22 protein-coding genes are annotated in these 24,954 nt (G+C 62.8%); 5 read left to right on the top strand and 17 right to left on the bottom strand.

Features of this window, described 5'->3' with window-relative positions; translation table 11 throughout:
• Positions 1-142: 142 nt before the first annotated feature.
• The 10 genes from ntrC to AC07R0_RS02120 all read right to left on the bottom strand — a co-directional run bounded on the left by ntrC (position 143) and on the right by AC07R0_RS02120 (position 10,426).
• A complete protein-coding gene (gene ntrC / locus AC07R0_RS02165; RefSeq protein WP_495076715.1) occupies positions 143-1,696 on the bottom strand; it encodes a nitrogen regulation protein NR(I) in 1,554 nt (517 codons plus the stop codon).
• A gap of 39 nt (positions 1,697-1,735) precedes the next feature.
• On the bottom strand, positions 1,736-2,809 hold the full coding sequence (glnL, locus tag AC07R0_RS02160) for a nitrogen regulation protein NR(II) (protein ID WP_495076716.1): 1,074 nt from the start codon (positions 2,807-2,809) through the stop codon (positions 1,736-1,738).
• A gap of 5 nt (positions 2,810-2,814) precedes the next feature.
• On the bottom strand, positions 2,815-3,306 hold the full coding sequence (locus AC07R0_RS02155) for a hypothetical protein (protein WP_495097379.1): 492 nt from the start codon (positions 3,304-3,306) through the stop codon (positions 2,815-2,817).
• Positions 3,307-3,466: 160 nt separating this feature from the next.
• Positions 3,467-4,882, bottom strand: coding sequence for a type I glutamate--ammonia ligase (gene glnA / locus AC07R0_RS02150; RefSeq protein WP_495076717.1), 1,416 nt, complete (start codon positions 4,880-4,882; stop codon positions 3,467-3,469).
• A 211-nt stretch (positions 4,883-5,093) separates the two neighbouring features.
• Positions 5,094-5,933, bottom strand: coding sequence for a competence/damage-inducible protein A (locus AC07R0_RS02145; RefSeq protein ID WP_495097299.1), 840 nt, complete (start codon positions 5,931-5,933; stop codon positions 5,094-5,096).
• The gene (locus AC07R0_RS02140; RefSeq protein WP_495076719.1) at positions 5,899-6,804 is read right to left on the bottom strand and encodes an EI24 domain-containing protein; all 906 of its coding nucleotides are present in this window, start codon (positions 6,802-6,804) and stop codon (positions 5,899-5,901) included. Before AC07R0_RS02140 ends, AC07R0_RS02145 begins: the two co-directional genes overlap by 35 nt.
• A 24-nt stretch (positions 6,805-6,828) precedes the next feature.
• Positions 6,829-7,806 carry a sterol desaturase family protein gene (locus tag AC07R0_RS02135; protein WP_495103598.1) on the bottom strand — a complete coding sequence of 326 codons (978 nt, stop codon included), beginning with the start codon at positions 7,804-7,806 and terminating at the stop codon, positions 6,829-6,831.
• A gap of 7 nt (positions 7,807-7,813) precedes the next feature.
• Positions 7,814-8,635, bottom strand: coding sequence for a polysaccharide deacetylase family protein (locus AC07R0_RS02130; RefSeq protein ID WP_495103597.1), 822 nt, complete (start codon positions 8,633-8,635; stop codon positions 7,814-7,816).
• On the bottom strand, positions 8,601-9,578 hold the full coding sequence (locus tag AC07R0_RS02125; protein WP_495103684.1) for a YVTN family beta-propeller repeat protein: 978 nt from the start codon (positions 9,576-9,578) through the stop codon (positions 8,601-8,603). The genes AC07R0_RS02130 and AC07R0_RS02125 overlap by 35 nt, the downstream gene beginning before the upstream one ends.
• 92 nt (positions 9,579-9,670) lie before the next feature.
• Complete coding sequence (locus AC07R0_RS02120) at positions 9,671-10,426, bottom strand: 16S rRNA pseudouridine(516) synthase (protein ID WP_495103596.1); 756 nt, start codon at positions 10,424-10,426, stop codon at positions 9,671-9,673.
• Positions 10,427-10,580: 154 nt separating this feature from the next.
• Here AC07R0_RS02120 and AC07R0_RS02115 point away from each other — a divergent pair, with 154 nt between their 5' ends.
• Positions 10,581-11,084: a hypothetical protein gene (locus AC07R0_RS02115; RefSeq protein ID WP_495103595.1), complete on the top strand. Its 504-nt coding sequence runs from the start codon at positions 10,581-10,583 to the stop codon at positions 11,082-11,084.
• A gap of 79 nt (positions 11,085-11,163) precedes the next feature.
• Positions 11,164-12,645, top strand: coding sequence for a DegQ family serine endoprotease (locus AC07R0_RS02110; RefSeq protein ID WP_495103594.1), 1,482 nt, complete (start codon positions 11,164-11,166; stop codon positions 12,643-12,645).
• An 89-nt stretch (positions 12,646-12,734) separates the two neighbouring features.
• On the opposite strand, the gene AC07R0_RS02105 is transcribed toward AC07R0_RS02110, so the two are convergent.
• Genes AC07R0_RS02105 through AC07R0_RS02090 form a run of 4 tightly spaced genes read right to left on the bottom strand, consistent with a single transcriptional unit; the run spans position 12,735 to position 17,815 of the window.
• Positions 12,735-14,300 carry a DHA2 family efflux MFS transporter permease subunit gene (locus AC07R0_RS02105; RefSeq protein WP_495103593.1) on the bottom strand — a complete coding sequence of 522 codons (1,566 nt, stop codon included), beginning with the start codon at positions 14,298-14,300 and terminating at the stop codon, positions 12,735-12,737.
• Between the two features lie 33 nt (positions 14,301-14,333).
• Positions 14,334-15,701, bottom strand: coding sequence for an HlyD family secretion protein (locus AC07R0_RS02100; protein WP_495103592.1), 1,368 nt, complete (start codon positions 15,699-15,701; stop codon positions 14,334-14,336).
• A 46-nt stretch (positions 15,702-15,747) separates the two neighbouring features.
• On the bottom strand, positions 15,748-17,268 hold the full coding sequence (locus tag AC07R0_RS02095) for an efflux transporter outer membrane subunit (RefSeq protein ID WP_495103591.1): 1,521 nt from the start codon (positions 17,266-17,268) through the stop codon (positions 15,748-15,750).
• Positions 17,258-17,815, bottom strand: coding sequence for a MarR family winged helix-turn-helix transcriptional regulator (locus AC07R0_RS02090; RefSeq protein ID WP_495097309.1), 558 nt, complete (start codon positions 17,813-17,815; stop codon positions 17,258-17,260). The genes AC07R0_RS02095 and AC07R0_RS02090 overlap by 11 nt, the downstream gene beginning before the upstream one ends.
• A 77-nt stretch (positions 17,816-17,892) precedes the next feature.
• On the opposite strand from AC07R0_RS02090, the gene AC07R0_RS02085 reads away from it, so the two are divergent.
• The 3 genes from AC07R0_RS02085 (at position 17,893) to AC07R0_RS02075 (ending at position 23,434) form a co-directional block, all read left to right on the top strand.
• Entirely contained in the window at positions 17,893-19,698 is a 1,806-nt protein-coding gene (locus AC07R0_RS02085) for an ABC transporter transmembrane domain-containing protein (protein ID WP_495103590.1), read from the top strand.
• Positions 19,699-19,823: 125 nt separating this feature from the next.
• The gene (yccS, locus tag AC07R0_RS02080) at positions 19,824-22,016 is read left to right on the top strand and encodes a YccS family putative transporter (protein ID WP_495103589.1); all 2,193 of its coding nucleotides are present in this window, start codon (positions 19,824-19,826) and stop codon (positions 22,014-22,016) included.
• Positions 22,017-22,126: 110 nt separating this feature from the next.
• Positions 22,127-23,434, top strand: coding sequence for a Glu/Leu/Phe/Val family dehydrogenase (locus AC07R0_RS02075; protein WP_495097312.1), 1,308 nt, complete (start codon positions 22,127-22,129; stop codon positions 23,432-23,434).
• A gap of 36 nt (positions 23,435-23,470) precedes the next feature.
• On the opposite strand, the gene AC07R0_RS02070 is transcribed toward AC07R0_RS02075, so the two are convergent.
• The 3 genes from AC07R0_RS02070 to AC07R0_RS02060 all read right to left on the bottom strand — a co-directional run bounded on the left by AC07R0_RS02070 (position 23,471) and on the right by AC07R0_RS02060 (position 24,926).
• Positions 23,471-23,938, bottom strand: a complete 468-nt coding sequence (locus AC07R0_RS02070; RefSeq protein WP_495103588.1) for a DUF1178 family protein — start codon at positions 23,936-23,938, stop codon at positions 23,471-23,473.
• Positions 23,939-23,944: 6 nt separating this feature from the next.
• Complete coding sequence (locus tag AC07R0_RS02065; protein ID WP_495103587.1) at positions 23,945-24,544, bottom strand: NUDIX domain-containing protein; 600 nt, start codon at positions 24,542-24,544, stop codon at positions 23,945-23,947.
• A gap of 79 nt (positions 24,545-24,623) precedes the next feature.
• Positions 24,624-24,926, bottom strand: a complete 303-nt coding sequence (locus tag AC07R0_RS02060) for a DUF2818 family protein (protein WP_495097315.1) — start codon at positions 24,924-24,926, stop codon at positions 24,624-24,626.
• Positions 24,927-24,954: the final 28 nt, after the last annotated feature.

The raw sequence follows: 24,954 nt of genomic DNA, 5'->3' as shown, positions 1-24,954 counted from the left end.
CGTTTACTGGGGCTGAGAACTAAAACTTCATCCATAAGAACAATGCCCCGGTACGCAAGCACCGGGGCATTGTTTTTAAATCCCATACATCATCAAAATAGATAGCAGCCAGCGCAGGCATTACCTACGCTAGCGCCATATTTCACTCCAAACCCAGTTCCTGGATTTTGCGGGTAATGGTGTTGCGGCCAATGCCCAGCTTCTGAGCTGCCTCAATGCGACGGCCCCGGGTGTTGTGCAGCGCTGTCAGGATCAGCTTGGACTCGAAGCGGCGCGTCAACACGTCCCACACGTCGTGGCGATCGTTAGCCAGCAGTTCCTGGGCCTCAGCCTCCAGGCCCAGCTCCCAGGCGCTGACCGGGGCGGTGCTGGCCGGCGGCAGTGTGACGATGGCGGCATCGCTGTCCAACGGAACGGCCTGCATGCCGGCAATGTCATCCAGTGCCGACAGATCCGTCTCAGGATGCACGACCGGCGTGCTCACCACCATGCGCGGCAGAGCGTGACCCAGGCCACTGGAAGGTGCCACCACGGCGCCGGTGATTTCAGGTGGCAAATCCTTGGGCTCGATCACCTGGGCCGGCGCCATGACGGTCAGCCAATGGCACAGGTTCTCCAGCTGGCGCACGTTGCCGGGAAACGGAAACAAGCCGATCTGAGCGAGCGCCGCATCGGAAATGCGCTTAGGCTCCACGCCCAGCTGCTTGGCGCTTTGCTGCAGGAAATGGCGTGTCAACATGGGCACGTCTTCGATGCGCTCGCGCAGCGCCGGCAGGCGCAGGCGGATCACGTTCAGGCGGTGGAACAAATCCTCGCGGAACACGCCATCGCGCACGCGCTGCTCCAGGTCCTGGTGGGTGGCGGCAATCACGCGGACCTGGGCCTTGACGGCATTGTGGCCGCCCACACGGTAGAAGTGGCCATCGCTCAGCACGCGCAGCAAGCGGGTTTGCAGGTCGAACGGCATGTCGCCGATTTCATCCAGAAACAGCGTGCCACCATCGGCCTGCTCGAAGCGGCCCCGGCGCATGGTTTGCGCACCGGTGAAGGCACCGCGCTCATGGCCGAAGAGTTCACTCTCCAACAGGTCCTTGGGGATGGCTGCGGTATTGATGGCAACGAACGGGCCGTTCGCACGTGGCGAGTGCTTGTGCAGTGCGCGCGCCACCAGCTCCTTGCCGGAGCCGGATTCGCCGGTGATCATCACCGTCACGTTGCTTTGGCTGAGCCGACCGATGGCACGGAACACGTCCTGCATAGCGGGCGCCTGACCCAGCATCTCCGGGGTGTCGGCCATGCGTTCTTCGGCCACTTCCTCGCGCTGGCTTTCTTCCACCGCGCGGCGGATAAGCTCCACGGCCTTGGGCAGGTCAAAAGGCTTGGGCAGGTATTCGAAGGCGCCGCCCTGGAAGGCTGATACGGCACTGTCCAGGTCGGAGAACGCGGTCATGATGATGACCGGCAAGCCGGGGTGCTTGGCTTTGACCTTTTCCAGCAGGTCCAGGCCGGAGCCGCCTGGCATGCGGATGTCGCTCACCAGAATTTGGGGGCCGTCCTCTTCGCCATTTTCTTCCAGCGCCAGCAATACATCACGCGGGTTGGTAAAGCTGCGCGTGGGCAAGTCTTCACGCAGTAGCGCTTTTTCGAGAACGAAGCGTATGGATTGGTCGTCGTCTACTATCCAGATCGGCTTCATAAGAGAGGGCACCTCGGGTCAAGCTGCGTGAATCAATTTCTACGGCAGCGGTATTAATAATTTAAAGTCCGTTCGGCCCGGAACACTGTCACATTCGATCAAGCCATGGTGTTGCTGCACGAAGGTTTGCGCCAACGTCAGCCCCAGCCCGGATCCACCATCTCGCCCCGACACCAGCGGGTAAAAAATACGGTCCTTGATCGACTCCGGTACACCCGGGCCGTTGTCGATGACATGCAATTCCAGTGCCAATCGATAACGTTGTTTCCCAAACGTTACCTGGCGTGCAATACGCGAGAGAAAAGTGATCTGCGCGTCCCCTTCGGCAATGCGTTCACTCAAGGCCTGGGTTGCGTTATGGGCCACATTCAGCACCGCTTGGATGAGCTGTTCGCGGTCACCGCGAAACTCTGGAATCGACACATCGTATTCACGCTCAATCTTCAGCCCGCGCGGGAATTCGGCCAGTATCAGGGAGCGCACACGCTCGCAGATTTCGTGGATATTCACATCGCTGACCACGTGCGGACGGCGGTGCGGCGCCAGCAGCCGGTCCACCAGACTTTGCAGGCGGTCGGCCTCATGGATGATGACCTGGGTGTACTCAATCAGTTCGCGCGACTCGATCTCCATCTCCAGCAACTGGGCAGCGCCACGTATGCCGCCCAGCGGGTTCTTGATCTCGTGGGCCAGGTTACGGATGAGTTCCTTGTTCGCCTGGGCCTGGTCGATCAAACGTTCCTCGCGGTCCTGCTTGGCCTGCTGCTCCTGCGGCAGCAACTCGATGATGACCTCGCCCGGACGCTCGGTCTGCGCCAGGATCACGTGTACCGGCACCGGTTCGTGGTTCAGGCGCTTGAGCCAGGCGTCGTAGCGCAGGGCCGCAAACTCATTGCTACCTGCCCCCTCCAACGCGTTCTGCAAAATGTGCGGCTCGGTGAAACAGTCCGGGAAGTGCGAGCCTTCGATGGTGCGGCGCGAGGTGCCCAGCGCGTCTTCCAAGGCTGCATTGGCAAACATCACCGCGCCGTCGCTACGCAGCACCGCCACCAGCGTGGCCAGCAAATCAAACGCCTGAAAGCGCGCAATATGGGGGTTGGTTGGGGTGTTCAAGGTAGTCAGGGGGTAGTTTTAGGAGGAGGAAGACGGGCCAGCTCACGCTTCAGCCCAGCGATATCGCTCTCATTGCGGGCAATGGCAGCCTTGAGCTCGGCTACACGGTCTATGTACTTCTGGTAGTTGCGGGCTTCTCCGCCCTGCTTCTCCGGCTCGCCCTGGTTGTACTCCTTGAGCAGGTCTGCCTGCCGGGCTTCGGCCTTTTTCAGCTCGGCTTCCAGGATCATCCGGGCGTCGCTGTCGCGCGCACGCTGCTCGGCGCCACCGCCATTGTTGGCCGCGGGCGCACGCACGGCCGCCGCGTTCGCATCGGGCCGCGGGGCCTGGATCACGCTGACATTGCCACCCTCTACCAATTTGCAGCCACGGGCTGCAGCGGCCTTGGGGTCTTTGATGGAATTGGTGTATTCGTTGCCGCAGCGGTAAACCGCGTTGTCTTGCGCGAAAAGCGGCGCCGAGGCAGCCGCCAAAATCAGTAGCCAATAGGGTTTCATGCTCATGGAATATGCCGACAGGGCCTTATCTGAATGGGTTGCCGCAACGGTACTCTGTTTCTATTGCTTTCCCAAGCCAAAACGCAAAAAGGACGGCTTGCGCCGTCCTTATGAGAAGCCTGGTTGCGCGTTGCGAGCGTTCCCAGGCTAGTAGCGCTGCTTACAGCGAATAGTACATGTCGAATTCCACCGGGTGGGTGGCCATGCGCAAGCGCGTGACTTCCTGCATCTTCAGATCAATGTAGGCGTCAATGTAGGCATCGGTGAACACGCCGCCCTTGGTCAGGAACGCACGGTCTTTGTCCAGGCATTCGAGAGCTTGGTCCAGGCTGTGGCAGACGGTGGGGATCAGCTTGTCTTCTTCGGGTGGCAGATGGTACAGATCCTTCGTAGCGGCTTCGCCAGGATGGATCTTGTTTTCCACGCCGTCCAGACCTGCCATCAGCAGAGCCGAGAAGCCCAGGTAGGGGTTCATCAGTGGATCGGGGAAACGTGCTTCCACGCGGCGGCCCTTGGGGTTTGCCACGAAAGGAATACGGATGGAAGCAGAGCGGTTCTTGGCCGAGTAAGCCAATTTCACTGGAGCTTCGAAGCCAGGAACCAGGCGCTTGTAGCTGTTGGTGCCGGGGTTGGTGATGGCGTTCAGAGCACGGGCGTGCTTGATGATGCCGCCGATGTAGTACAGCGCGAATTCAGACAGACCTGCATAGCCGTCGCCAGCGAACAGGTTCTTGCCGTCTTTCCACACGGACTGGTGCACGTGCATGCCGGAACCGTTGTCGCCAACGATGGGCTTGGGCATGAAGGTCGCGGTCTTGCCATAAGCGTGGGCGACGTTCTGGATCACGTACTTTTGCAGTTGGACCCAGTCTGCGCGCTGGATTAGCGTGCTGAACTTGGTACCCAGTTCCATTTGGCCGGCATTGGCCACTTCGTGGTGGTGCACTTCGACGGGAATGCCCAGGGATTCCAGCACCAGGCACATTTCCGAACGCATGTCCTGGAAGCTGTCAACTGGAGGCACGGGGAAGTAGCCGCCCTTAACTGCGGGACGGTGGCCGGTGTTGCCGTGTTCGTATTCCTTGCCGGTGTTCCAGGAAGCTTCTTCCGAATCGATCTTGGAGTAGCAGCCGGACATGTCGTTTTGCCAGCGCACGCTGTCAAACACGAAGAATTCGGGTTCTGGTCCGAAGTAAGCGGTGTCGCCCAGGCCGGAGGCCTTCATGTAGGCTTCTGCGCGCTTGGCCAGCGAACGGGGATCGCGCTCGTATGGCTTGCCGTCGGCTGGATCGACCACGTCGCAGGTCAGGATCATTGTCGTTTCTTCGAAGAACGGGTCGATGTTGGCGGTGTTGGCATCGGGCATCAATTGCATGTCCGAAGCTTCAATGCCCTTCCAACCAGCAATCGAAGAACCGTCAAAAGCATGGCCTGACGTGAACTTGTCTTCGTCGAAGTGCGACACAGGCACGGTCACGTGCTGTTCCTTGCCGCGGGTATCGGTGAAGCGGAAGTCAACAAACTTGACTTCGCTTTCTTTCACCATCTTCATCACGTCTGCGACGGTCTTTGCCATCAAGAATCTCCTGGTTAGGTTGAGCAAAAATAAATCAACAAGATGGGAATGCAGTTTCTATGCCACCAGCCGAGGCCGCTTGTAAACACATTCACCCTTGTATTTTGCCTTGGCCGCAGCGGCCTTCAGCGGGAATACGGCCCATCCGAGAAACAAATACCTGTGCCAATGCACCAAATTGGATCTCCATTTTTGCACCAAATATGTGCAATCAAGAACGCACCAATTCCGGGCCCAATTGCACATCAAAATTGTGCAGGCCTGCCAACAAAGCCGGGTAAGCCAGCTCCACCAGGCTGGGCAAACCCTTCACGCCCAGCTCAATATGGCGGCCATGTTCGGCATGGTCCACGCTGGGCAGACTGAATACCTTGACGCCTTCAAAACGCTGCTCCATAGCCTCCATCAGCGGGGTCAACGTGGCCTCCATGCTGCCGTACACGATGACCGATTTTTCCACCCAGGCCGCCTGCTGGAACCAGGGCTGGTAGTACTGGTCCAGTACCCATTCCACCATGGGCCAGGCCATCACCGGGAAGCCGGGCACAAAATGCACATGGCCCACGGAGAAGCCTGGAATCTTGTTGTAGGGGTTGGGAATGATGCGGGCACCTTGTGGAAACACGCCCATATTCAGTCGGTGGATATTGTCTGGACGGTCCGGCTCATACAAAGTACCTTGTTCACGCGCCGTATCCTGCATGCGCTCGCGTATCAAGGCCTCGGCCTGCGGATGCAAGGCCAACGGCACATCCAAGGCCCGCGCGGCGCACTGGCGCGTATGGTCGTCGGGCGTAGCGCCTATACCGCCGGTGGAAAACACCACGTCACCCGAGGCAAACGCGCGGCGCAAGGTACTGGTGATGCGCTCAGGATCATCGCCTACGTATTCGGCATAGCCCAGCTGCAAGCCGCGTGCGCCCAACAGTTCGATGACCTTGGGCAGGTGCTTGTCGGCACGCTTGCCAGACATGATCTCGTCGCCGACGATGACCAGGCCGAAAACCGGCGCCGACTCAAGGGGCTGGGAGGATGGGATTGGCAGGCTCATGGACAACAGATTCCGTTTTAGGTTCGACATCGACAACCGGGCCCGCAGCGGCGCGGGGCGGCACGGCAGACACAGGCACCTCGGCACGCAATGCCTGCAATGCGGCCAGCACATAGTGGGTAAACCACAGCGAGGAAAACGCAAACACCAGGGTGTAGATCCATATCGCTAGAGGCACCAGCACCACAAAAGCGGCGGCAAACAAGGCACCCGAGGCCCACACCAGGCTGGGCGCAGCGCCCAGGTAGCCGGCCAACACCCCCATACCCAGCAGCGTGACACGGTGGCGGCGGAATATCTCACGCCGCTCCTGCTTGCTGGCATGCACGGCCAGAGCGTCATAGGCCATGACGCGGTAGGTCAGCCAGCCCCAGATCAAGGGCGGCAGTACCAATATCAAGGGCGGCACCAGCCACAAGGGCATGGACACCACCATGGCCACCACCGCCAGCAGCACCGAACCCAGGGCCCAGAACAATCCGCCAACCAGGGTGCCGCCGTTTTTCTTCTCCAATTGGGGGAAGCGCCGCTCAGCCACCAGGGACACCAGGGCCGGCGTCATCATCAGGGCCACGGCCAGCAGGGACAACACTACGATCAGCGGGGTGATGGCAAAGATCACCAGCAAGGGCGCCAGCGCCACCTTGAGCTGGCCGACACCGGCAGTCTCCAACCAGGTCCACATGCGGCCGACCCACTCAGATGCGTCCAGCATGCCGCGCACAGCATCCAGGGCAGGCTCCCAGTAGAAGTAGCCCAATCCCAGCGACAAGGCCACCATCAACAACAGGGGTAGAAACGAGAGTGCAATTACCCGGGGGTGCACGCAGTACGCCACGGCGCGCCAGAAAGAATCAAGAAGCAACTTCATGGGGGCAAGCATACCCGCATGCCGTTAAGGCCTGGTAACGGCCAAACTTGCCCACAGCCGGCGCAAACCCAGCCACTGCTGGCGCCAGAAGCCGCGGCCGTAGTCGCGCCCACCCTCGCTCTCCAGTTGGTCGCGGATGCCGGTGGGGTCGTAGCGCAGCTCGAAGTTCGCGGTACCGAACAGCATGTCCCACCATGGCAGCAGCACACCAAAGTTGTGGCCGCCCAAGGTGTTCTTACCCGCGGACTCATGTCCGATGCCAATGCTGTGGTGCAGACGGTGAAAGCGCGGGCTGACCCACAGGCGCTCGCCCACGCGGCCAAACCAGAGCCTCACATTGGCGTGCTGCAAGCTCTCGCTCAGCTGGGTAAAGGCCACGATGGCGATGAACTGTCCCGGCGCCACGCCAATCAACTGGGCAGCCACCACCACGATGATGTCGCCAATCACGTCGTCCAACAGGTGGTTGCGGTTGTCGCTCCACAAGGTCATTTGCTGCTGCGAGTGGTGTAGCGAGTGCAGGCCCCACCACCATTCAAACTGATGCTGGCCCCGGTGCACCCAGTAGCCCAAAAAGTCGAACGCTACCAGGTACAGCGCAAAACTGACCACAGGCAGATCAGTCACGCCGGGCCACAGGGCATCCAGGTGCCAGGTGCCCATGCCGGCGACCCGCAGCGTGCCAAAAATGCCGTCCATCACAGGGTCCAGGGTAAAGAACAATGCCAGGCGGAACAGGCCCAGGCGATGCACCAAGGTGTAGACCATGTCGATACGGATGGCCGCGCGGTCCTGCATAGCCTCTACCGGACGCCAGCGTTGCAAGGGCCCCAGCACCGCCACCAGCACCACCAGCTGCAGCAGGCCGACCAGCAGCCAGCCCGTGGCATCGAATGCATCTTCGACCAATCCGCCCAGGCCCATGCCGAACACCAGGGGTTGCACAGCGGCCTCGAACAGCCATTGCTGCGCGTCAGAAAACAAATTGCTCAATACATCCATGGGCAGATTATTGGGGATGGGCAGAAATCCACGCGGTGTAGTCGGGATGCTCGCGCAGCGTGCGGAAGCAGAAACCACGCTCCTTCAGGCCCACGATCAGCGGCTCCAGCACGGCCGGCGCCCATGGGTCTTTGCGCGACCAGATGCCCAGGTGGGCCATCAAAATATCGCCGCTGCGAATATTGCGCAGTGACTGGGCTAGCAACTGGGCATTGCTGGCGCGCTCGCTGGACAGCTCATCGCCCAGAAACCCTGCCGGCGCCCAGCCCACGTGGGCATAGCCACAGCCCTTGGCGGCCGCCAGCAAGGCCGGTGAAGTCTTGCCGCCAGGCGCCCGAAACAAGGGCAGCGGCACCTGGCCAGTCATGGCCTGCAGGCGCTGGTTGGCATGGCGGATTTCTTCGCAGTATTGTGCTGCCGTCCAGGTGAATTCCTTGTCGGCATCCGGCCCGGCCGAGGGCTTGACGCGGAATTGGCCGGGGCTGCCGGCCACATCGCCGCGCCAGTACACATGGTCGAAGGTGTGCGAGGCAAATGCATGGCCCTCTGCGGCACGGGCCTTCCACCAGGGAGCCCAATGCTCGCCCATGCTGCCATCGCCCTCCTGCGTACGCTCGTGGGCGCCAAAGAAGGTGACCTTGACCTGCTGGCGGTTCAGCACCTCGGCGATCAGCGGGGCCACGCCCATATGGCCGGTGTCAAAGGTCAGATAGACCGGTTTATCACAAGGTTTTTCTACTGTAGCGCAGATGGCACCTGCGCCAGCCGCTATCAATACCGCAGCAAAACCAACTTTAGCGGGGAGCGTGGTCCAGCGTCCAAACGCCATGGGGAGATCTTCCAACATTGATTTGTCGCACCACTTTCTTGGATTCCACATCCACCACGGTGAGCTTGCGGGCCCAGCGCGAACCGACATACAGCAGCTTGCCGTCGCCAGACACGTCCATGCAGTCCGGCCCGCCGGGCGCGGGATAGGTAGCGACCGACTCCAGGATTTGTAGATCGATCTTGCTGATGCTGTTGCTGACGCGGTTGCTGACGTAGACATGGCGCTTGTCGCCCGCCGCCCGGAAGGCGTGCGAGCCCTTGGCGGTGGTAATCACCTTGGTCCGCACCGGGGTTTTGCCGGAGACGTCATAGACCTCCACGCCCTCCCCGCCCGTCAGCCCCACCAGCAGGGTCTTGTCGTCGGCGGTGCCGAACACATCGGCCGGCATGGAACCGGTGGGCGTACGCCATTTGATGCTTTGCGTCGCCAGGTCCACCGCCACCAGCTCGTCACTGTCCTGCATGGTGGAGTAAATCGTGGTGCTCTTGCTGTCAATCCACAGGTGGCTGGGCGTTTTGCCGGTGGAGATGCGCTTGGCCAGCGTAATGTCCTTGCCGTCCCAGCGGTAGATGTCGATATGGTTCAGCCGATTCGCCGCCGTAACAAACCACTTCATGTCGGGCGAAAAGCGCAGCTGGTAGGGGTCGAGTATGTCGCGCACCACGCGCTGCACCTCGGCCGTTTTCGGATCGACGAAGGTCAGCGTATCGGCCAGGGCATTGGCGATGATGAGCGACTTCTCGTCCGGCGTCAGGTACAGATGGTGGGGCTCTTTGCCGGTGGGAATCCGCTTGGTCTCAAGCCAGGTGGCGGGGTCCACCACGCTGACGCTGGCATCCAGCGAATTCAGCACAAAGATCGGAGAGGACTGGGCCTGGGCGGCCAAGGGCGCAGCGGCGGCGAAGACAAAGCCCCAAGAGGCAACACAACGGACAAACAACTTCACGGCACACCACAGGTAAAAGACAACCGTCAAGTGTAGCCGCCGGGGCCAGCAACTTTTGCCAGCCGGTGTAACAAGCCCGGAGAGGACTAGGCCAGATCTTTGGCCGACAGCAGTACCAGATCCTCGGCGCTCAGCCAGCGCCACTGGCCGGGCAGCAGGTCCGCCGGCAGCGCAAAGCCGCCCTGTTGCGAGCGGTGCAGGCCCTCCACCCGGTTGCCTACCGCCGCCAGCATGCGCTTGACCTGGTGGTACTTGCCCTCGGTCAGCGTCAGGCGCAAGTGGTGGCTGCTGACGGCTTCACAGGCGGCTGCGCGCACCGGCTTGGGGTCGTCGTCCAGCACCACCCCCTCCAGCAGGCGCGACACCTGCTTCTCGTCCAGCGAATGCTTGGTGGTGACCTCGTAGACCTTGGGCACATGCTTCTTCGGCGAGGTCATGCGGTGGATGAACTGGCCGTCGTCGCTGAGCAGCAGCAAACCGGTCGTGTCCTGGTCCAGCCGGCCCACGGCCTGCACGCCCTGCAGCGCGCCCTTTTGCGGCCGCAAACGCAGAGGTGACGGCAGCAGCGTATAGATGCTGGGGTAGGTGGAAGGTTTTTGCGAACACTCGGTGCCCGCAGGCTTGTTCAGCAGCACGTAGGCCAGCTGGTGGTACGACCAGTCCACGCCCTGGACCCGGAAGCGCAGCCCTTGCGCTTCCAAATCCATAGCAGAGTCCGTAACCACTACGGGCGCTGTGCCCGTGTTGTCCATATAGACCTCGACCAGGCCCTGCTGAACCAGACCGGCGCACACGCGGCGTGTGCCAAAGCCTTGCGAATAAAGAATGTCTTGAAGCTGCATGCCCCGAGTATCGCAAACAGCTGGCAGCGCCCCGCCTCGTCGCTCACAGGCGACAACCGGGCGGCCATGGCCACCAACCTCCCCAATATCAACGAAAAAACATGCGGCGAAAACATACACAAGGTTTACAAATGTTTATCCCATGGAGACACAAATGCGCGCGCTATTCACCACCCTGTTTGTTTTTGCCGCAGCCTTCATGCTGTGGCGAACCATGCGCCCGCAACGCCACCACCATGGCTACCAGGTGGTGTCTCCCTCGCAGCTGCCCTTGGAGGCCGAAACGCTGGATGCGCAGCTGTACAAATGGCCATCGCTGGGGCTGTTCAGCTTCACGCTGAGCGACGGCGACCAGCACCAGGCCGCCCTGAAAGACATCGCCGACGGCACGCCCATAAGCTCGTCAGGCGCGCGGGTGCTGGCCGCGCTGCACACCGGTGCCAACAACCCAGACATCTGGAAACCGGTGGAAGTGCGAGTCCACGGGAAACGCGTGGGCTTTTTATCCAAGGGCGACGCCACCCGCTTCCAACGCCGTCTGGCCTATGAGGGCCGGGCCGGCCAGACCACCTGCTGCGACGCGCTGATCTCCCTGGAAGGCACAAGCGGCCAAGCACGCTACGTGCTGCGCCTGGACCTGAAGGAATTCCGGCATTAAGCGCCAGACTCTTTAAGACTGGCCTAAGCCAGCATCCCCATAGTCGAGCCATCGCAACGCTCTTCCAAAGGATGCTTCCATGAAAACGCAATCGCTTCACAACACCAAACTGGTATTGGCTCTGGTCGCCGCAGGGGCGATCGGCGGCATCGGTGGCTCACTGGTCCACAACATAGACCAGGCCCATGCGACCCCGCCCGTGGTCAGCAGCGCCAGTAACGCCCCCATCGCATTACCCGACTTCGCGCAAATCACCGCCCAGAACGGCCCGTCCGTGGTCAACATCAGCGTGGTCGGCAGCGCCAAGGCATCGAACGACGACGGCGAAACCGCGCAGCGCCAGGGCCGCGACGACCCATTTGGCAACGACCCGCTGTTTGAACTGTTCCGCCGCTTCCAGCAGGGCCAGGGCGGCCAGGCACCGCGCGCCATGCCCACGCATAGCCAGGGCTCGGGCTTCATCGTCAGCGCCGACGGCATCATCATGACCAACGCCCATGTGGTGCAAGACGCCAAGGAAGTCACCGTCAAGCTCACCGACCGGCGCGAATTCATCGCCAAGGTGCTAGGCTCCGACCCCAAGACCGACGTGGCCGTACTGAAGATCGACGCCAAGAACCTGCCCGTGGCCACCATCGGCAAGACCAGCGACCTGCGCGTGGGCGAATGGGTGCTGGCCATAGGCTCGCCATTCGGCTTTGAAAACACGGTCACCGCCGGCGTGGTCAGCGCCAAGGGCCGTACCCTGCCCGACGACGGCGCGGTGTCCTTCATCCAGACCGATGCGGCCGTGAACCCCGGCAACTCCGGCGGCCCACTGTTCAATACGCGCGGCGAGGTGATCGGCATCAACTCGCAGATCTACAGCCGCACTGGCGGCTACCAGGGCGTGTCCTTCGCCATTCCGATGGACCTGGCCGGCAAGATCAAGGACCAGATCGTGGCCCACGGCAAGGTGGAACATGCGCGCCTGGGCGTAGCAGTGCAAGAGGTCAACCAGACCCTGGCCGACTCCTTCCACCTCGACAAGCCTGAAGGTGCACTGGTCTCCAGCGTGGACAAATCCGGCCCTGCCGCCAAGGCCGGGCTGGAGCCGGGCGACGTGATCCGCAAGGTAGACGGCCGCACCATCGTGTCCTCGGGCGATCTGCCGGCGGCCATCAGCCTGTCTGCACCGGGTGAAAAAGTGCAGCTGGACGTGTGGCGCAAGGGCTCGGCCCAGACCATCGAGGTCAAGCTGGGCAGCGCCAATGACAAGCCCGAACAAGTTGCCAGCAGCAAGGAGCCCGCATCCCAAGGTCGCCTGGGACTGGCGCTACGCCAGCTGCAGCCTGAAGAGCTGCGCTCAGCCGGCGTGGAAAACGGCCTGCTGATCGAAAACGCTGGCGGTGCCGCTGCCAATGCGGGCGTGCAGAGCGGTGACGTGCTGCTGGCCATTAACGGCACGCCGGCCAAGAACGTGGAGCAGATCCGCGCCGTGGTGGCCAAGGCCGACAAATCGATTGCGCTGCTGATACTGCGCGACGGCGACAAGATCTTCGTGCCCGTACGCATAGGCTGAGCGAACAACGGGCCCTGAGCGGCCCATAAAAAAAGGGGCTGACTCCATTTGGAACCAGCCCCTTTTTTTGCGCTTGCGTCGCGGACTTTTTAGTGCGCGCCGGCGGCTGCCTCCGAGGCAGCCGCACCTGCGGCCTGGGGCCTGCGGGTGATCCACACCAGCGGTATCAGCATCAAAAACAGCATGGACGAGGCAAAGAACACATCGTTCGCCGCCAAGGTTGCGGCCTGCTGGCCTACCAGGCGGTTGACCTGCTCCAAAGCCTGCTGCGGGTCCAGACCCGCATTGCCCAGACCCGACAAGGCGCCAGTCGCCACCTGCCGCCCCTGGTTGATGTACTCCACCAGCTGCGCATGGTGCAAGGCCGTGCGGTTTTCCCACACCGTGGTGACCAGGGATGTTCCCATGGCACCGGCCGTGATACGCACAAAGTTGGTCAGGCCGGAGGCCGCGGGAATGCGGTCTGGCGGCAGACCGGAAAGCGTCAGGATACTCAGCGGGATGAAGAAGAAAGCCATGGCCACGCCCTGCACCAGGGTCGGCACCATCAGCGTGGCTTCATCGGCCTGCACGTTGAACTTGGAACGCATCCACAGCACCAAGCCAAACACGATGAACGCGAACGAGGCAAACATGCGCGGATCCATCTTGCCCACATTCTTGCCCACGATGGGCGACAGCACGATGGCGAACAAGCCCACCGGCGCCAGAATGAAGCCGGCCTGGGTGGCGGTGTAACCCATGTACTGCTGCAGCCACAGCGGCAGCAAAACCACGTTGCCGAAGAACAGGCCGTAACCCACCGACGTCGCCAGCGTGCCGGCCCAGAAGTTACGCCGGGCGAACAGGCGCAGGTCCGTCACCGGGTGCTTGTCGGTCAGCTCCCAGGCCAGGAAGAACAAAAAGCCCACCAGCGCCACGGCTGCCAGTATCTGCACCTCGGTGGAGTGGAACCAATCAAGCTCCTTGCCCTTGTCCAGCATGATCTGCAAGGCACCCACCCAGACCACCAGCAGGCCCAGACCCACGCCGTCGATCGGCAGCTTCTTGGTCTGCGACTCGCGCTTGTGGTACAGGGTCCAGGCGGCGCCGGCGGCCAAGATGCCCACCGGTATGTTGATGTAGAAAATCCAGGGCCAGGAGATGTTGTCGGTGATCCAGCCGCCCAGCAGCGGCCCCATCACCGGCGCCACCAGGGTGGTCATGGCCCACATCGCCATGGCGGTGCCCGCCAGCGCCTTGGGGTAGCTGGACAGCAGCAGCGCCTGCGACAAGGGGATCATCGGTCCGGCCACAAAGCCCTGCAGCACACGGAACGCGATCAGCATGCTCATGTTTGGCGCCAGGCCGCACAGCCACGAGGCCAGCACAAACATGACGATACTGAGCGTGAACAGGCGCACCTGGCCAAAGCGCTGCGACAGCCAGCCGGTCAACGGCACCGAGATGGCGTTGGCCACGGCAAAGCTGGTAATCACCCAGGTGCCCTGGTTGGGGCTGACACCCAGGTCGCCAGCGATGGCAGACAAGGATACGTTGGCGATCGAGGTGTCCAGCACGTTCATGAACGTGGCGGTGGACAAGGCGATCGTGCCCCACATGCGGGCCGAGCCCTCTAGCGGCGGGGGCGGAACATAGCTGAGGTTGGAGGACATGGCTTCAGACCCGTAGTACCGGCCGCAGCCGGCTTATTGCACCTGCGCAGGAATGGACGCGGCGGCCAAGGCCGCAGGCGCTTCAACCGCCTTGGAAGCCTTGGGCGCATCATTGCGCGCCACCACGGCACGGCCACCCAGGTTGGCAGCGATCACGCGCTGCACTTCCAGGTCGGCGCCCTTGTCGGTGGGGGCGGCCAGCCTGGCCAGCGATGCGCTGCGCGGCGCATCGGCCAGCATCTTGCCGTCTTGCTTGGTGACGTCGATAGTCGCGTCCATGGACAGGCCCACGCGCAGTGGGTTGTCCACCAACTGCTTGGCGTCCAGGGCGATGCGCACCGGCACACGCTGTACCACCTTGATCCAGTTGCCGGTGGCGTTCTGCGCCGGCAGCAGGGCAAAAGCAGCGCCGGTTCCCACGCCCAGGCCTTCCACCGTGCCGGTGTATTCCATCTTCTTGCCGTACAGGTCGGCGGTTAGCTTCACGGGTTGGCCGATGCGGATATTGCGCAGCTGCACTTCCTTGAAGTTGGCGTCCACCCAGACCTGGTTCAGCGGGATGATGGACATCATGGGCGTGCCGGCGGCGATGCGCTGGCCGAGTTGCACCGTGCGCTTGGCCACATAGCCGTCCACCGGCGCCACCACGGCAGCGCGCTGGGACGCCAGGTAGGCCTCACGCACGCGGGCGGCGGCGGCCAGCACATTCGGGTGCTGTTCGACGCTGGTGCCTTCGGTCATGGCCTGGTTGCTGGCCAGTTGCTCTTGGGCTGCAGCCACGCCGGCCTGGGCCGAGGCCACGCTGGCCTGCACAGTAGACAGGCCCGCCTTGGCGTTGGCCAGCTGGGTCTGGGCGTGGCTGAGTTCTTCCTTGGACACGGCACCGTTGCCAGTCAAGGACTGGCGGCGGCGCAGGTCATCGGCGGCACGCTCCACCTCGCTCTGGGCACGGGCAATGTCGGTCTGGCTACGCGTCACATCTGCCGTACGCTGGGCCACCTGGGCCGACAGCGCGGAGTTGTTGGCGTACAGGGTACGCACCTGCCGCACGGTCTGGGCCAGGTTGGCTTCGGCCTGGTCGAGTGCCAGCTTGGCATCAGCGGGGTCGAACTGCACCAGAGGCTGGCCGGCCTTCACGAAGTCGGTGTCGTCAGCCATGATGGTCATCACGTTGCCGCTGACCTGGGGCGTGATCTGGATGATGTTGCCCTGCACGTAGGCGTTGTCGGTGTTCTCGTAATGACTGGCAATGACGGCGTCGTAGGCAGCCCAGCCCAGCCCTGCCAGCACCACCACGCTGGCGATGGTGATCAGCGCCTTCTTGCGCTGGGGATTACCGGCGGGGGCGGTAGAAGCAGTGGGGGTTTCGGAAGCAGCGGGAGTGTTTGCGGATTCGGTCATGGTGTTCACCTGCATTCAATAAGGTATGAGTAGGGAGGGACAGAGCTCAGCGCACGAGCCCATTGTTTTTTGCATCCGATGGGGTGCTGGCGTACTGGCTATCTGCGCCGGCAGCTGCGTTTTTTGTAGCATCTTGGCTTGCATCCATTTGGGCTTCGGAGTAGCCACCGCCCAGTGCGCGCACCAGGGCGACCTGGGTGTCCAGCGCGCGCGCGGCCAGGTCTACCTGGGTACGGCGTTGATTCAGCACAGCGGTTTCGGCGCTCAGTACGTTCAAGTAGTTGCCCAGGCCGGCGCTGTAGCGCTGCACGGCGATCTCATACGCCGACTCGGCTGCCTGCTGGGCGGCACGCTGTTCGACCTGCTGGCGGGTGATGGACTGCTGCGAGGCCACCTGGTCGGCCACATCGCGCACGGCGTCGATCAGGGCGGCGTTATAGCTTTCCACCGCGGCGTCCAGGTCAGCCGTCTTGCCCTTCAGGCCGGCACGCAAATGGCCTGCGTCGAATATGGGCAGATGGATGGCCGGGCCTATGCCCCACTGCCGGCTACCCGATTCCAGCAGCTTGTCCAGGCCAATACTGGAAAAGCCGGCAAAGCCCACCAGGTTGATATTGGGGTAGAACTGGGCCTTGGCGCTGGCCACGTCCGAGCTGGCCGCCTCCACGCGCCAGCGGGCGGCGGTGATGTCGGCACGGCGGCCCAGCAGGTCGGCCGGTACGGCAGCGGCAGACGCTATGTTCTTAATAGCATCCAGCGCAGGTAGATTCTGCGCCAGTGCCAGATTTGGCTGACCTACCAACGCAGCCAGGGCATTGCGCGTCAGGACGATCTGCTCTTGCACGGCTTCGACCTGCTGGCGCGCCTCGGGCAGACTGCCCTCGCTTTGGCGCAGCTCCAGGCGCGTATCCAGGCCGGCGCTGACGCGGTCGCGCACCAGGTTCAGCAGCTCGGTGCGCTGGGCCAGGGTACGATTGGCTAGGCCCAGCTGAGCGTTCAGGCGCAGCAACTGGAAGTAGTTGCGTGCCACCTGGCTGGCCAGCAGGACGCGGGCGGCCTGGGCGTCGGCCTGGGCGGCCTTGGTCTGGCCCACGGCGGCGTCCAGCGCAGCGCGGTTCTTGCCGAAGAAGTCCAGCTCCCAGCTGGCTTCGAGCTGGGCGGTACCCGAGTCATAGATATTGCCGGCCAGGGGCGCGGGATACAGGCCGTTGGCGGTGTAGAGCTGGTGCGTGGCATCCACGCCGGCATTCACCTTGGGCAGCAGTGCCGAGTGGGCCACGTCGGCACCGGCCTGGGCGCGGCGCACACGGGCCTGGGCGAGTTGCAGACTGGGGCTGGATTGCAGGGCCTGGGTGATGAGGCTGTCCAACTGGGCATCCTGGAAACCCAGCCACCATTGCGCATCTACTGCTGTGGCCTGGGCACTGGCATCCAGCCCCAAGGACTGGGGCGTGCGCAGTTGCGCTTCAGGCTTGATGCCAGAATAGTTGGCGCAGGCAGCCAGGCCGGCCAACAGGGTAGCGGCCAGCGCAAAACGTGGCAGGCGGTGGATCGATTTACTGCGCATCTTTTTCTCCGGCGGTATTGTTTGCGTGTGCCTGTACGGCGGCGGCGTTGTCCAGAATGCGTTGCAAAAAGCTCTTCAGGGTTTGCCATTCCTCGCGGCTGAAACCGGACAAATAGGCGTTGTGCACATTGCTGAGCACCGCAGGCACGTCCTTCACGGCTTCGCGGCCGGCATCGGTCAGCGCCAGATTGACCACGCGGCGGTCCTGCTCGGAGCGCTCACGCTGGCACAGGCCCTTGGCTTCCAGGCGGTCCAGCAGGCGGGTCATGCCGCCCGCGTCCAGGGTGCACTGGCGGGCCAGCTCGGCCACCGTGGAGGCATTGGTATAGGCCAGCTTGAACAGCGGCTTCCACTGGGCATTGGTCAAGCCACTGGGCTCGAACTGACGCTCCATCTCCTGCGTGAAGGCAGCCACCACGCGGGACATCAGATGGCCCACGCTGTCGCCTCCGGCAACATAGTTGTCAGGTTGATAAAAATCGACCGGCGGCGGTAAAGGGGCGACGCTGGTCGCGTTCACGGCGTCTGAAGAGTTATTTGCAGTCATGGCCGAATATTAATTGCCTAGACAATTACTGTCAAGTCTTTGTTTGTTGCATCATCGTATATGGCTACACTCCGGGTATGGCAACCTCCCCCTCCTCTTCTCAAGCCGCCAAAGGCTCTCCGCGCTCCCTGTCCGGCCTGCTGCCGTTCCTGCGGCCGTACCGCGGACGCATCGTGATGGCCATCGTCTTCCTGATCCTGGCGGCGGGCGCCACGCTGGCCTTTCCGCTGGCGCTGCGCTCGCTGATCGACCAGGGCCTGGTGACGCAGGGCGCGGACGGCGGTGTGGACCGCGGGGCGCAAATCATGGCGCTGCGCAACCATTTCTTCGAACTGTTCGCGGTGGCAGCGGCGCTGGGCCTGTTCTCGGCGGCGCGCTTCTACACCGTGAGCTGGCTGGGCGAACGCGTCACGGCCGACATCCGCAACGCCGTCTACGCCCATGTGCTGAAGCAAAGCCCGCAGTTCTTTGAAACCACCCAGACCGGCGAGGTGCTGTCGCGCCTGACGGTGGACACCACCCTGGTCCAGACCGTGGTCGGCTCGTCGCTGAGCATGGGCTTGCGCAATGCGGTGATGGGTGTGGGCGCTTTGGGCGTGCTGGTCTGGACCAACCCGCTGGTGATGACCCAGGTGTTTGGCGTGCTGCTGCTGATCGTGCTGCCCAGCGTGTGGTTTGGCCGCCGGGTGCGCAAACTGTCGCGCGCCAGCCAGGACCGCGTCGCCGACAGCAGCGCCATCGCCGCCGAGGTGCTGAACGCCATTCCCGTGGTGCAGGCCTATACCGCCGAGGGGCGCGAAGCGCGCCGCTTCAACGACTCCACCGCCGCCGCCTTCCAGACCGCAGTGGGCCGCAGCAAGGCACGTTCGGTGCTGGTGGCGTTCATCATCACCGCCACCTCCGGCGCGCTGCTGTGGGGCCTGTACCAGGGAACGCAGGCGGTGCTGCAAGGCAGCATCACGGCGGGCCACCTGGGGCAGACCGTGGTCTACGTGATCATCCTGGCGGGCGCCACCGCCGTGCTGGGCGAGGTGTATGGCGATGTGTTGCGCGCCGCCGGCGCCAGCGAGCGGCTGATGGAGCTGCTAGCCACCGAGTCGCCCATTCAATCCGCACCGAATGCGGCTCCTACGCAGACAACATCTGCGGGAAGCGCTATCAATTTAGAAGCAATCGAGTTCCGCTACCCATCGCGCCCACTGCAGCCAGCGTTGAGCCAGTTCAACCTGGATGTGGCGCCCGGCGAAACCGTGGCTCTGGTGGGCGCCAGTGGCGCGGGCAAGAGCACGGTATTGCAACTGCTGCTGCGCTTTTACGACCCGCAGGCCGGCAGCATCCGCATCAACGGCGTGGACACGCGGGCCATGGACCTGCAAGACCTGCGCCAGAACATCGGCATCGTCCCGCAGGACGCGGTAATGTTCTCCACCAGCGCGCTGGAGAACATCCGCTACGGCCGGCCCGATGCGACCGATGCCGAAGTCATGGCGGCCGCCGAGTCGGCCTTTGCCCACGGCTTCATCACCGCCCTGCCCGATGGCTATAACACCTTCCTGGGTGAACGCGGCGTGCGCCTGAGCGGCGGCCAGCGCCAGCGCGTGGCGATTGCCCGGGCCATGCTGAAAAACGCGCCGCTGCTGCTGCTGGACGAAGCCACCAGCGCACTGGACGCCGAGAGCGAACGCATGGTGCAGGCCGCGCTGGAATCCGCCATGCGGGGCCGCACCACCCTGGTCATCGCCCACCGGCTGGCCACGGTACAGCAGGCCGACCGCATCGTGGTGCTGGACCACGGGCACATCGTGGAGCAAGGCACGCACGCCGAGCTGGTCGCGGCCGACGGCGTTTACGCCCGATTGGCAGCGCTGCAGTTCACGAGCTGAAGCCGCCAGCGCACAGGCTCTGGCACGCCATTTGCGACACGGTTTATTTGCATAAAATATGCCTCTAGCGCAGTATTTATCTGCGCCAGCAGCTATTTTTTAGATAGCAACCCGTGTAAAGCCTTATGCCCTTCTTCCCGCTGTCCCAGTTCTTGCGCCGCCTCTGGGCGCTGGACACCTTTCCCTATAGCCTGCGCATCTTCATCGCGCTGAGCACCACCATGGCCGTGGGTTGGGAACTGGACGAGATGGCGCTGGTGATGCCTATCTTTCTGGGCACCATCGCCTCGGCCCTGGCCGAGACCGACGACAACTGGCGCGGCCGCCTGCACGCTCTGCTGGTCACCCTGCTGTGCTTCACGCTGGCGGCCTTTACCGTGCAGTACCTGTTTCCACACCCCTGGCTGTTCCCCTGCGCGCTGGTGCTGGCCACCTTCTGCCTGACCATGCTGGGCGCCATCAGCCCGCGCTACCAGGCGATTGCCTATGGCACGCTGATTCTGTCGATCTACACCACCATCGGCATGGACCAACGTGGCGGCTCGGCCAGCGCGTTCTGGCTGGAACCCATGCTGCTGGTGGGTGGCGCGGCCTGGTACGGGCTGTTGTCGGTACTGTGGTGCGCCTGCTTTCCACACCAGCCGGTGCAGCAGAACCTGGCGCAGCTGTACCGCGTGCTGGGCGACTATCTGCGGTTGAAGGCCTCGCTGTTCGAGCCCGTTCGCGGCATCAACCAGGAGGTCAAACGCCTGGCCCTGGCACAACGCAATGGCACGGTGGTCAACGCGTTGAACACCGCCAAGGAAAGCATTCTGAACCGCCTGGAGGCCGCGCCCAGCCGGCCGCTGCAGCACTATCTGCGGCTGTACTTCATCGCCCAGGAGGTGCACGAGCGCGCCAGCTCATCGCACTCGCCGTACAGCGAGCTGACCGACACCTTCTTCCACAGTGACGTGCTGTTCCGCTGCCAGCGCCTGCTGACGCTGCAGGGCAATAGCTGCAACCGCCTGGCCCGCGCCATCCTGCTGCGCCAGACCGTGCGCGAAGACAGCGCAGGCAACCAGGCCCTGCAGGACCTGCAAGACTCCCTGGCGCATCTGGAAGGCCACCAGCTGGCGCAAACCGCCGCCTGGCAGCGCCTGCTGGCACCCCTGCGCGCCCTGGCCAAGAACCTGGGCACGCTGCAGGCCCGGCTGGCCCGTGCCAGCCAGCCTGACGACAACACCGAGCCGCAGGACGACAGCCTGCTGGATCGCTCGCCGCAGTCGCTGCGCGAAGCGGTGGACCGCATACGCCTGCAGCTGACGCCCTCGGCCCCACTATTCCGCCACGCGCTGCGCCTGAGCATTGCCCTGGCCGTGGGCTACGGCCTGTTGCACTGGGTGCATGCCCGCCAGGGCTACTGGATTCTGCTGACCACGGTGTTCGTCTGCCAGCAAAGCTTTGGTGCCACCCGCAAGCGCATGGCGCAGCGCATCAGCGGCACTCTGCTGGGCCTGGTGGCGGGCTGGGCGCTGTTCCGGCTGTTCCCCAGCCTGCTGCTGCAAGCGATGTTTGCGGTGGCGGCCGGCGTGGTGTTCTTCAGCACGCGTACCCGGCGCTATATGCTGGCCACGGCCGCCATGACGCTGCTGGTACTGCTGAGCTTCAACCAGCTCGGCGACGGCTACCAACTGATCGTGCCGCGCATGGTGGACACGCTGCTGGGCAGCTTGATTGCCGGGCTGGCGGTGTTCCTTATCCTGCCCGATTGGCAGGGCCGGCGCATGCACGTGGTGGCCGCCCGCACGCTCACCACCTGCCATGCCTATCTGCGCGAAATCATGGCCCAGTACCAGACCGGCAAGCGCGACGACCTGGCCTACCGCCTGGCCCGGCGCAACGCGCACAACGCCGATGCCGCGCTGTCCACCGCGCTGTCGAATCTGTTCCAGGAACCCGGCTTTCTGCAGGGCCGGGGCGATAGTGGACTGCGCTTTTTGCTGTTGTCACACACGCTGCTGAACTATCTGTCGGCCCTGGGTGCGCACCGTGAAACCCTGGCCGAAGCCACCGGCGACACGCCCACTGCGCAGGCGGCCAGCCTCGCGCAGCGCGTGCTGGAGCAACTGGCCAACAGCCTGGCCAACAGCCAATCGCTGGCTCCAGCAGACGCATCCGAGCCCATCTTGTTGGAAATGCTGCAGCGCACACCCGAGGACGCACCACCGGCCCAGCGCGTCGTGCACACCCAGTTGGCGCTGATTTACCAGCTGCTGCCCCAGCTGCGCGTGCAAGCTGAACAGCTGCTGCAGCTGGATGGCAAGCCGGCCGTGTAACGGCTTTGTTCTCTTTATGCATTAAACACATAACATGCATAGAACCTGGCGTTAGACAAAGGCACAAGGCGGTTCTAAGCTCGCGGCTTCAACGTCCATCAAGGAATTTCATGTTGCAAGTACCGTCCACCACGGCCCCGACCGTGCACTCGCTGCCCTCTTACCTGAACGCCGACCACCTGGGTCCCTGGGGCATCTTTCTCAAGCAGGTTGACCGGGTGGAGCCCTATCTGGGTAACCTGGCGCGCTGGGTTGAAACCCTGAAACGCCCCAAGCGCATTCTGGTGGTGGACGTGCCGATCCACCTGGACGACGGCACGGTGCGCCATTTCGAAGGCTACCGCGTGCAACACAACACATCCCGCGGCCCAGGCAAGGGCGGCGTGCGTTTCCACCAGGACGTAACTTTGTCCGAGGTGATGGCACTGTCAGCCTGGATGTCGATCAAGAACGCAGCCGTGAACGTACCCTACGGCGGCGCCAAGGGCGGCATCCGCGTAGACCCCAAGACCTTGTCGCGCGGCGAGCTGGAGCGCATGACACGCCGCTACACCAGCGAGATCGGCATCATCATCGGCCCGAACAAGGATATTCCCGCGCCGGACGTGAACACCAACGAACAGATCATGGCCTGGATGATGGATACCTACTCCATGAACCAGGGCTCCACTGCTACGGGCGTGGTGACCGGCAAGCCAGTGGATCTGGGCGGTTCGCTCGGCCGCCGTGAAGCCACGGGCCGCGGCGTATTCACCGTGGGCGTGGAAGCTGCCAAGCACATCGGCTTGGACGTATCCACAGCCCGCGTGGCCGTGCAGGGCTTTGGTAATGTGGGTGGCGTAGCGGGCAAGCTGTTTGCCGAAGCCGGCGCCCGTGTGGTTGCCGTACAGGACCATGGCGGCACCATCTACCGCGAAGCCGGCCTGGACGTACCCAACCTGCTCAAGCACGTGCAAGCCACAGGTAGCGTGGGCGGCTTTGAAGGCGCGGAAGTCATCAGCAATGACAAGTTCTGGGAAGTGCCTTGCGACATCCTTATTCCGGCTGCACTGGAGCAGCAAATCACGGCGGCCAACGCCGGCCGCATCCAGGCTCGCCTGGTGATCGAAGGCGCCAACGGCCCGACCACGCCGGAAGCGGACGACATCCTGCATGAACGCAACATCCTGGTACTGCCCGACGTGATTGCCAACGCCGGCGGCGTGACGGTGAGCTACTTCGAATGGGTACAGGATTTCTCCAGCTTCTTCTGGGACGAAGACGAGATCAACGCCCGCCTGGTGCGCATCATGAAGGAAGCGTTCTCTGCTGTCTGGCAAGTCGCGCAAGACAACAAGGTCAGCCTGCGTACCGCCACCTTCATCGTGGCTTGCAAACGCATTCTGCACACCCGCGAACTGCGCGGCCTGTACCCCTGATGCCAGAGCGGGGGCCAACGGCCCCTGCCACGGGTATTACTGCAAACGGCCTTTGAAGCCGGCAGGGATGGGCAAAGGCAATACGTCTATGCCCTCGTCCAGCAATGCCTCGGTTTCTTCAGGCGAGGCCTGGCCGAGGATGTTGCGCGCCTCGCTCTCGCCGTAGTGCATCTTGCGCGCTTCTTCGGCAAACTGGGAGCCTACGTCTTCCGTGTTGTCCAGCACGTGGCGCAGCAGCTTCATCCAGGCCACTTGGGGCTCAGACGCCGCCGGTAAAGCCACATCGGTGCCCGCAGCCTTTGCTGGCTCAGTCGAGTTGGCCGTCGGAGCTTGGGGCGCACCCAGATTCAAACGCGGCGCACTCAACATCTTGGTGATATGGGTGTCACCGCACAAAGGGCATTCCACCAAACCTCTGCCAAGCTGGCTCTGGAAGTCGTCCTCCGAGCCAAACCAGCCTTCAAAGCTGTGCCGGTGCGCGCACTGAAGATCCAGAACTTTCATATGGACTCAGTCGACGGCCACCAACGCGTCGGCAGTCTGCCATTCCAGAGACCAGGCACCCGATGCCACGTTCTGCAACCACAGTGCAGCCGTCAGCGTTTTACCGTCTGTAACCTGGCCATCGCGGCACCATTGCAATAGCTCGGGCAAGCTCGCCGTGAAAACATCCAGAAACTCACCAGCGTCCAGCTTGCGCTCGCCAAGGCTTAGCCCGCGCGCAAACCAGATGTCAATGAACTCTGTCGAATAAGCAATCACAGGGTGCAACTGGCCGGCATGGGCCCACTCTGTGGCGGTATAGCCAGTTTCTTCCAATAGCTCGCGCTGCGCACAGTTGAACGTGGATTCGCCTGCGTCCAACTTGCCCGCCGGGAATTCCACCATCACCCGCTGCAAGGGATAGCGGTACTGGCGCTCCAACACCAAACGTCCGTCGTCCAGCATGGGAATCACCATCACGGCGCCCGGGTGGTTCACATATTCACGCGTGGCGCTGCTGCCATCCGGCAGCCGAACCGTATCGCGAAAAGCATGCAAAAAGCGCCCGCGCAGCAACTCCTCGCTATCGGTCTTGTGCTCGATCAAATGCTGGTCGTTGGATGGCATAAGGGTGCAGCGGATAAGGTGGCAAAGAAAGAATCAGAAGAGCCCTGCTGCAGGCAGCAAGCCATCATGGCAGTGTGGCTCAGCGACTGTGCTTGAGCAGATAGCGGTAGACAAACCCTGGAAATGCGAGGGTCAAAAACAACGTTCCCGTGATGGCGTAAAACTCCCAGCCTTGGGATGCGATTTGTCCGGCGTGGTTCTCCAAAAACAAACCCAAACCGCCCACCAGCACATAGAGGAGCAGTAACTCGCCCAACCGAACGCCCAAGGATTTACCCCGGGACACGGATATCAAACCGAACAAACGTTGGCTCACAAAAGGCAAGTTGGCCGCACACAAGGCGGCCAACAAAACCAGCCAAACAGATACTGTTTGGGTCAACTCAATATCCAGCCAGCATAGGCAGCAT

Source organism: Rhodoferax sp. GW821-FHT07F03 (assembly GCF_059418745.1).
This window is presented reverse-complemented; position numbering and strand designations above follow the sequence as displayed.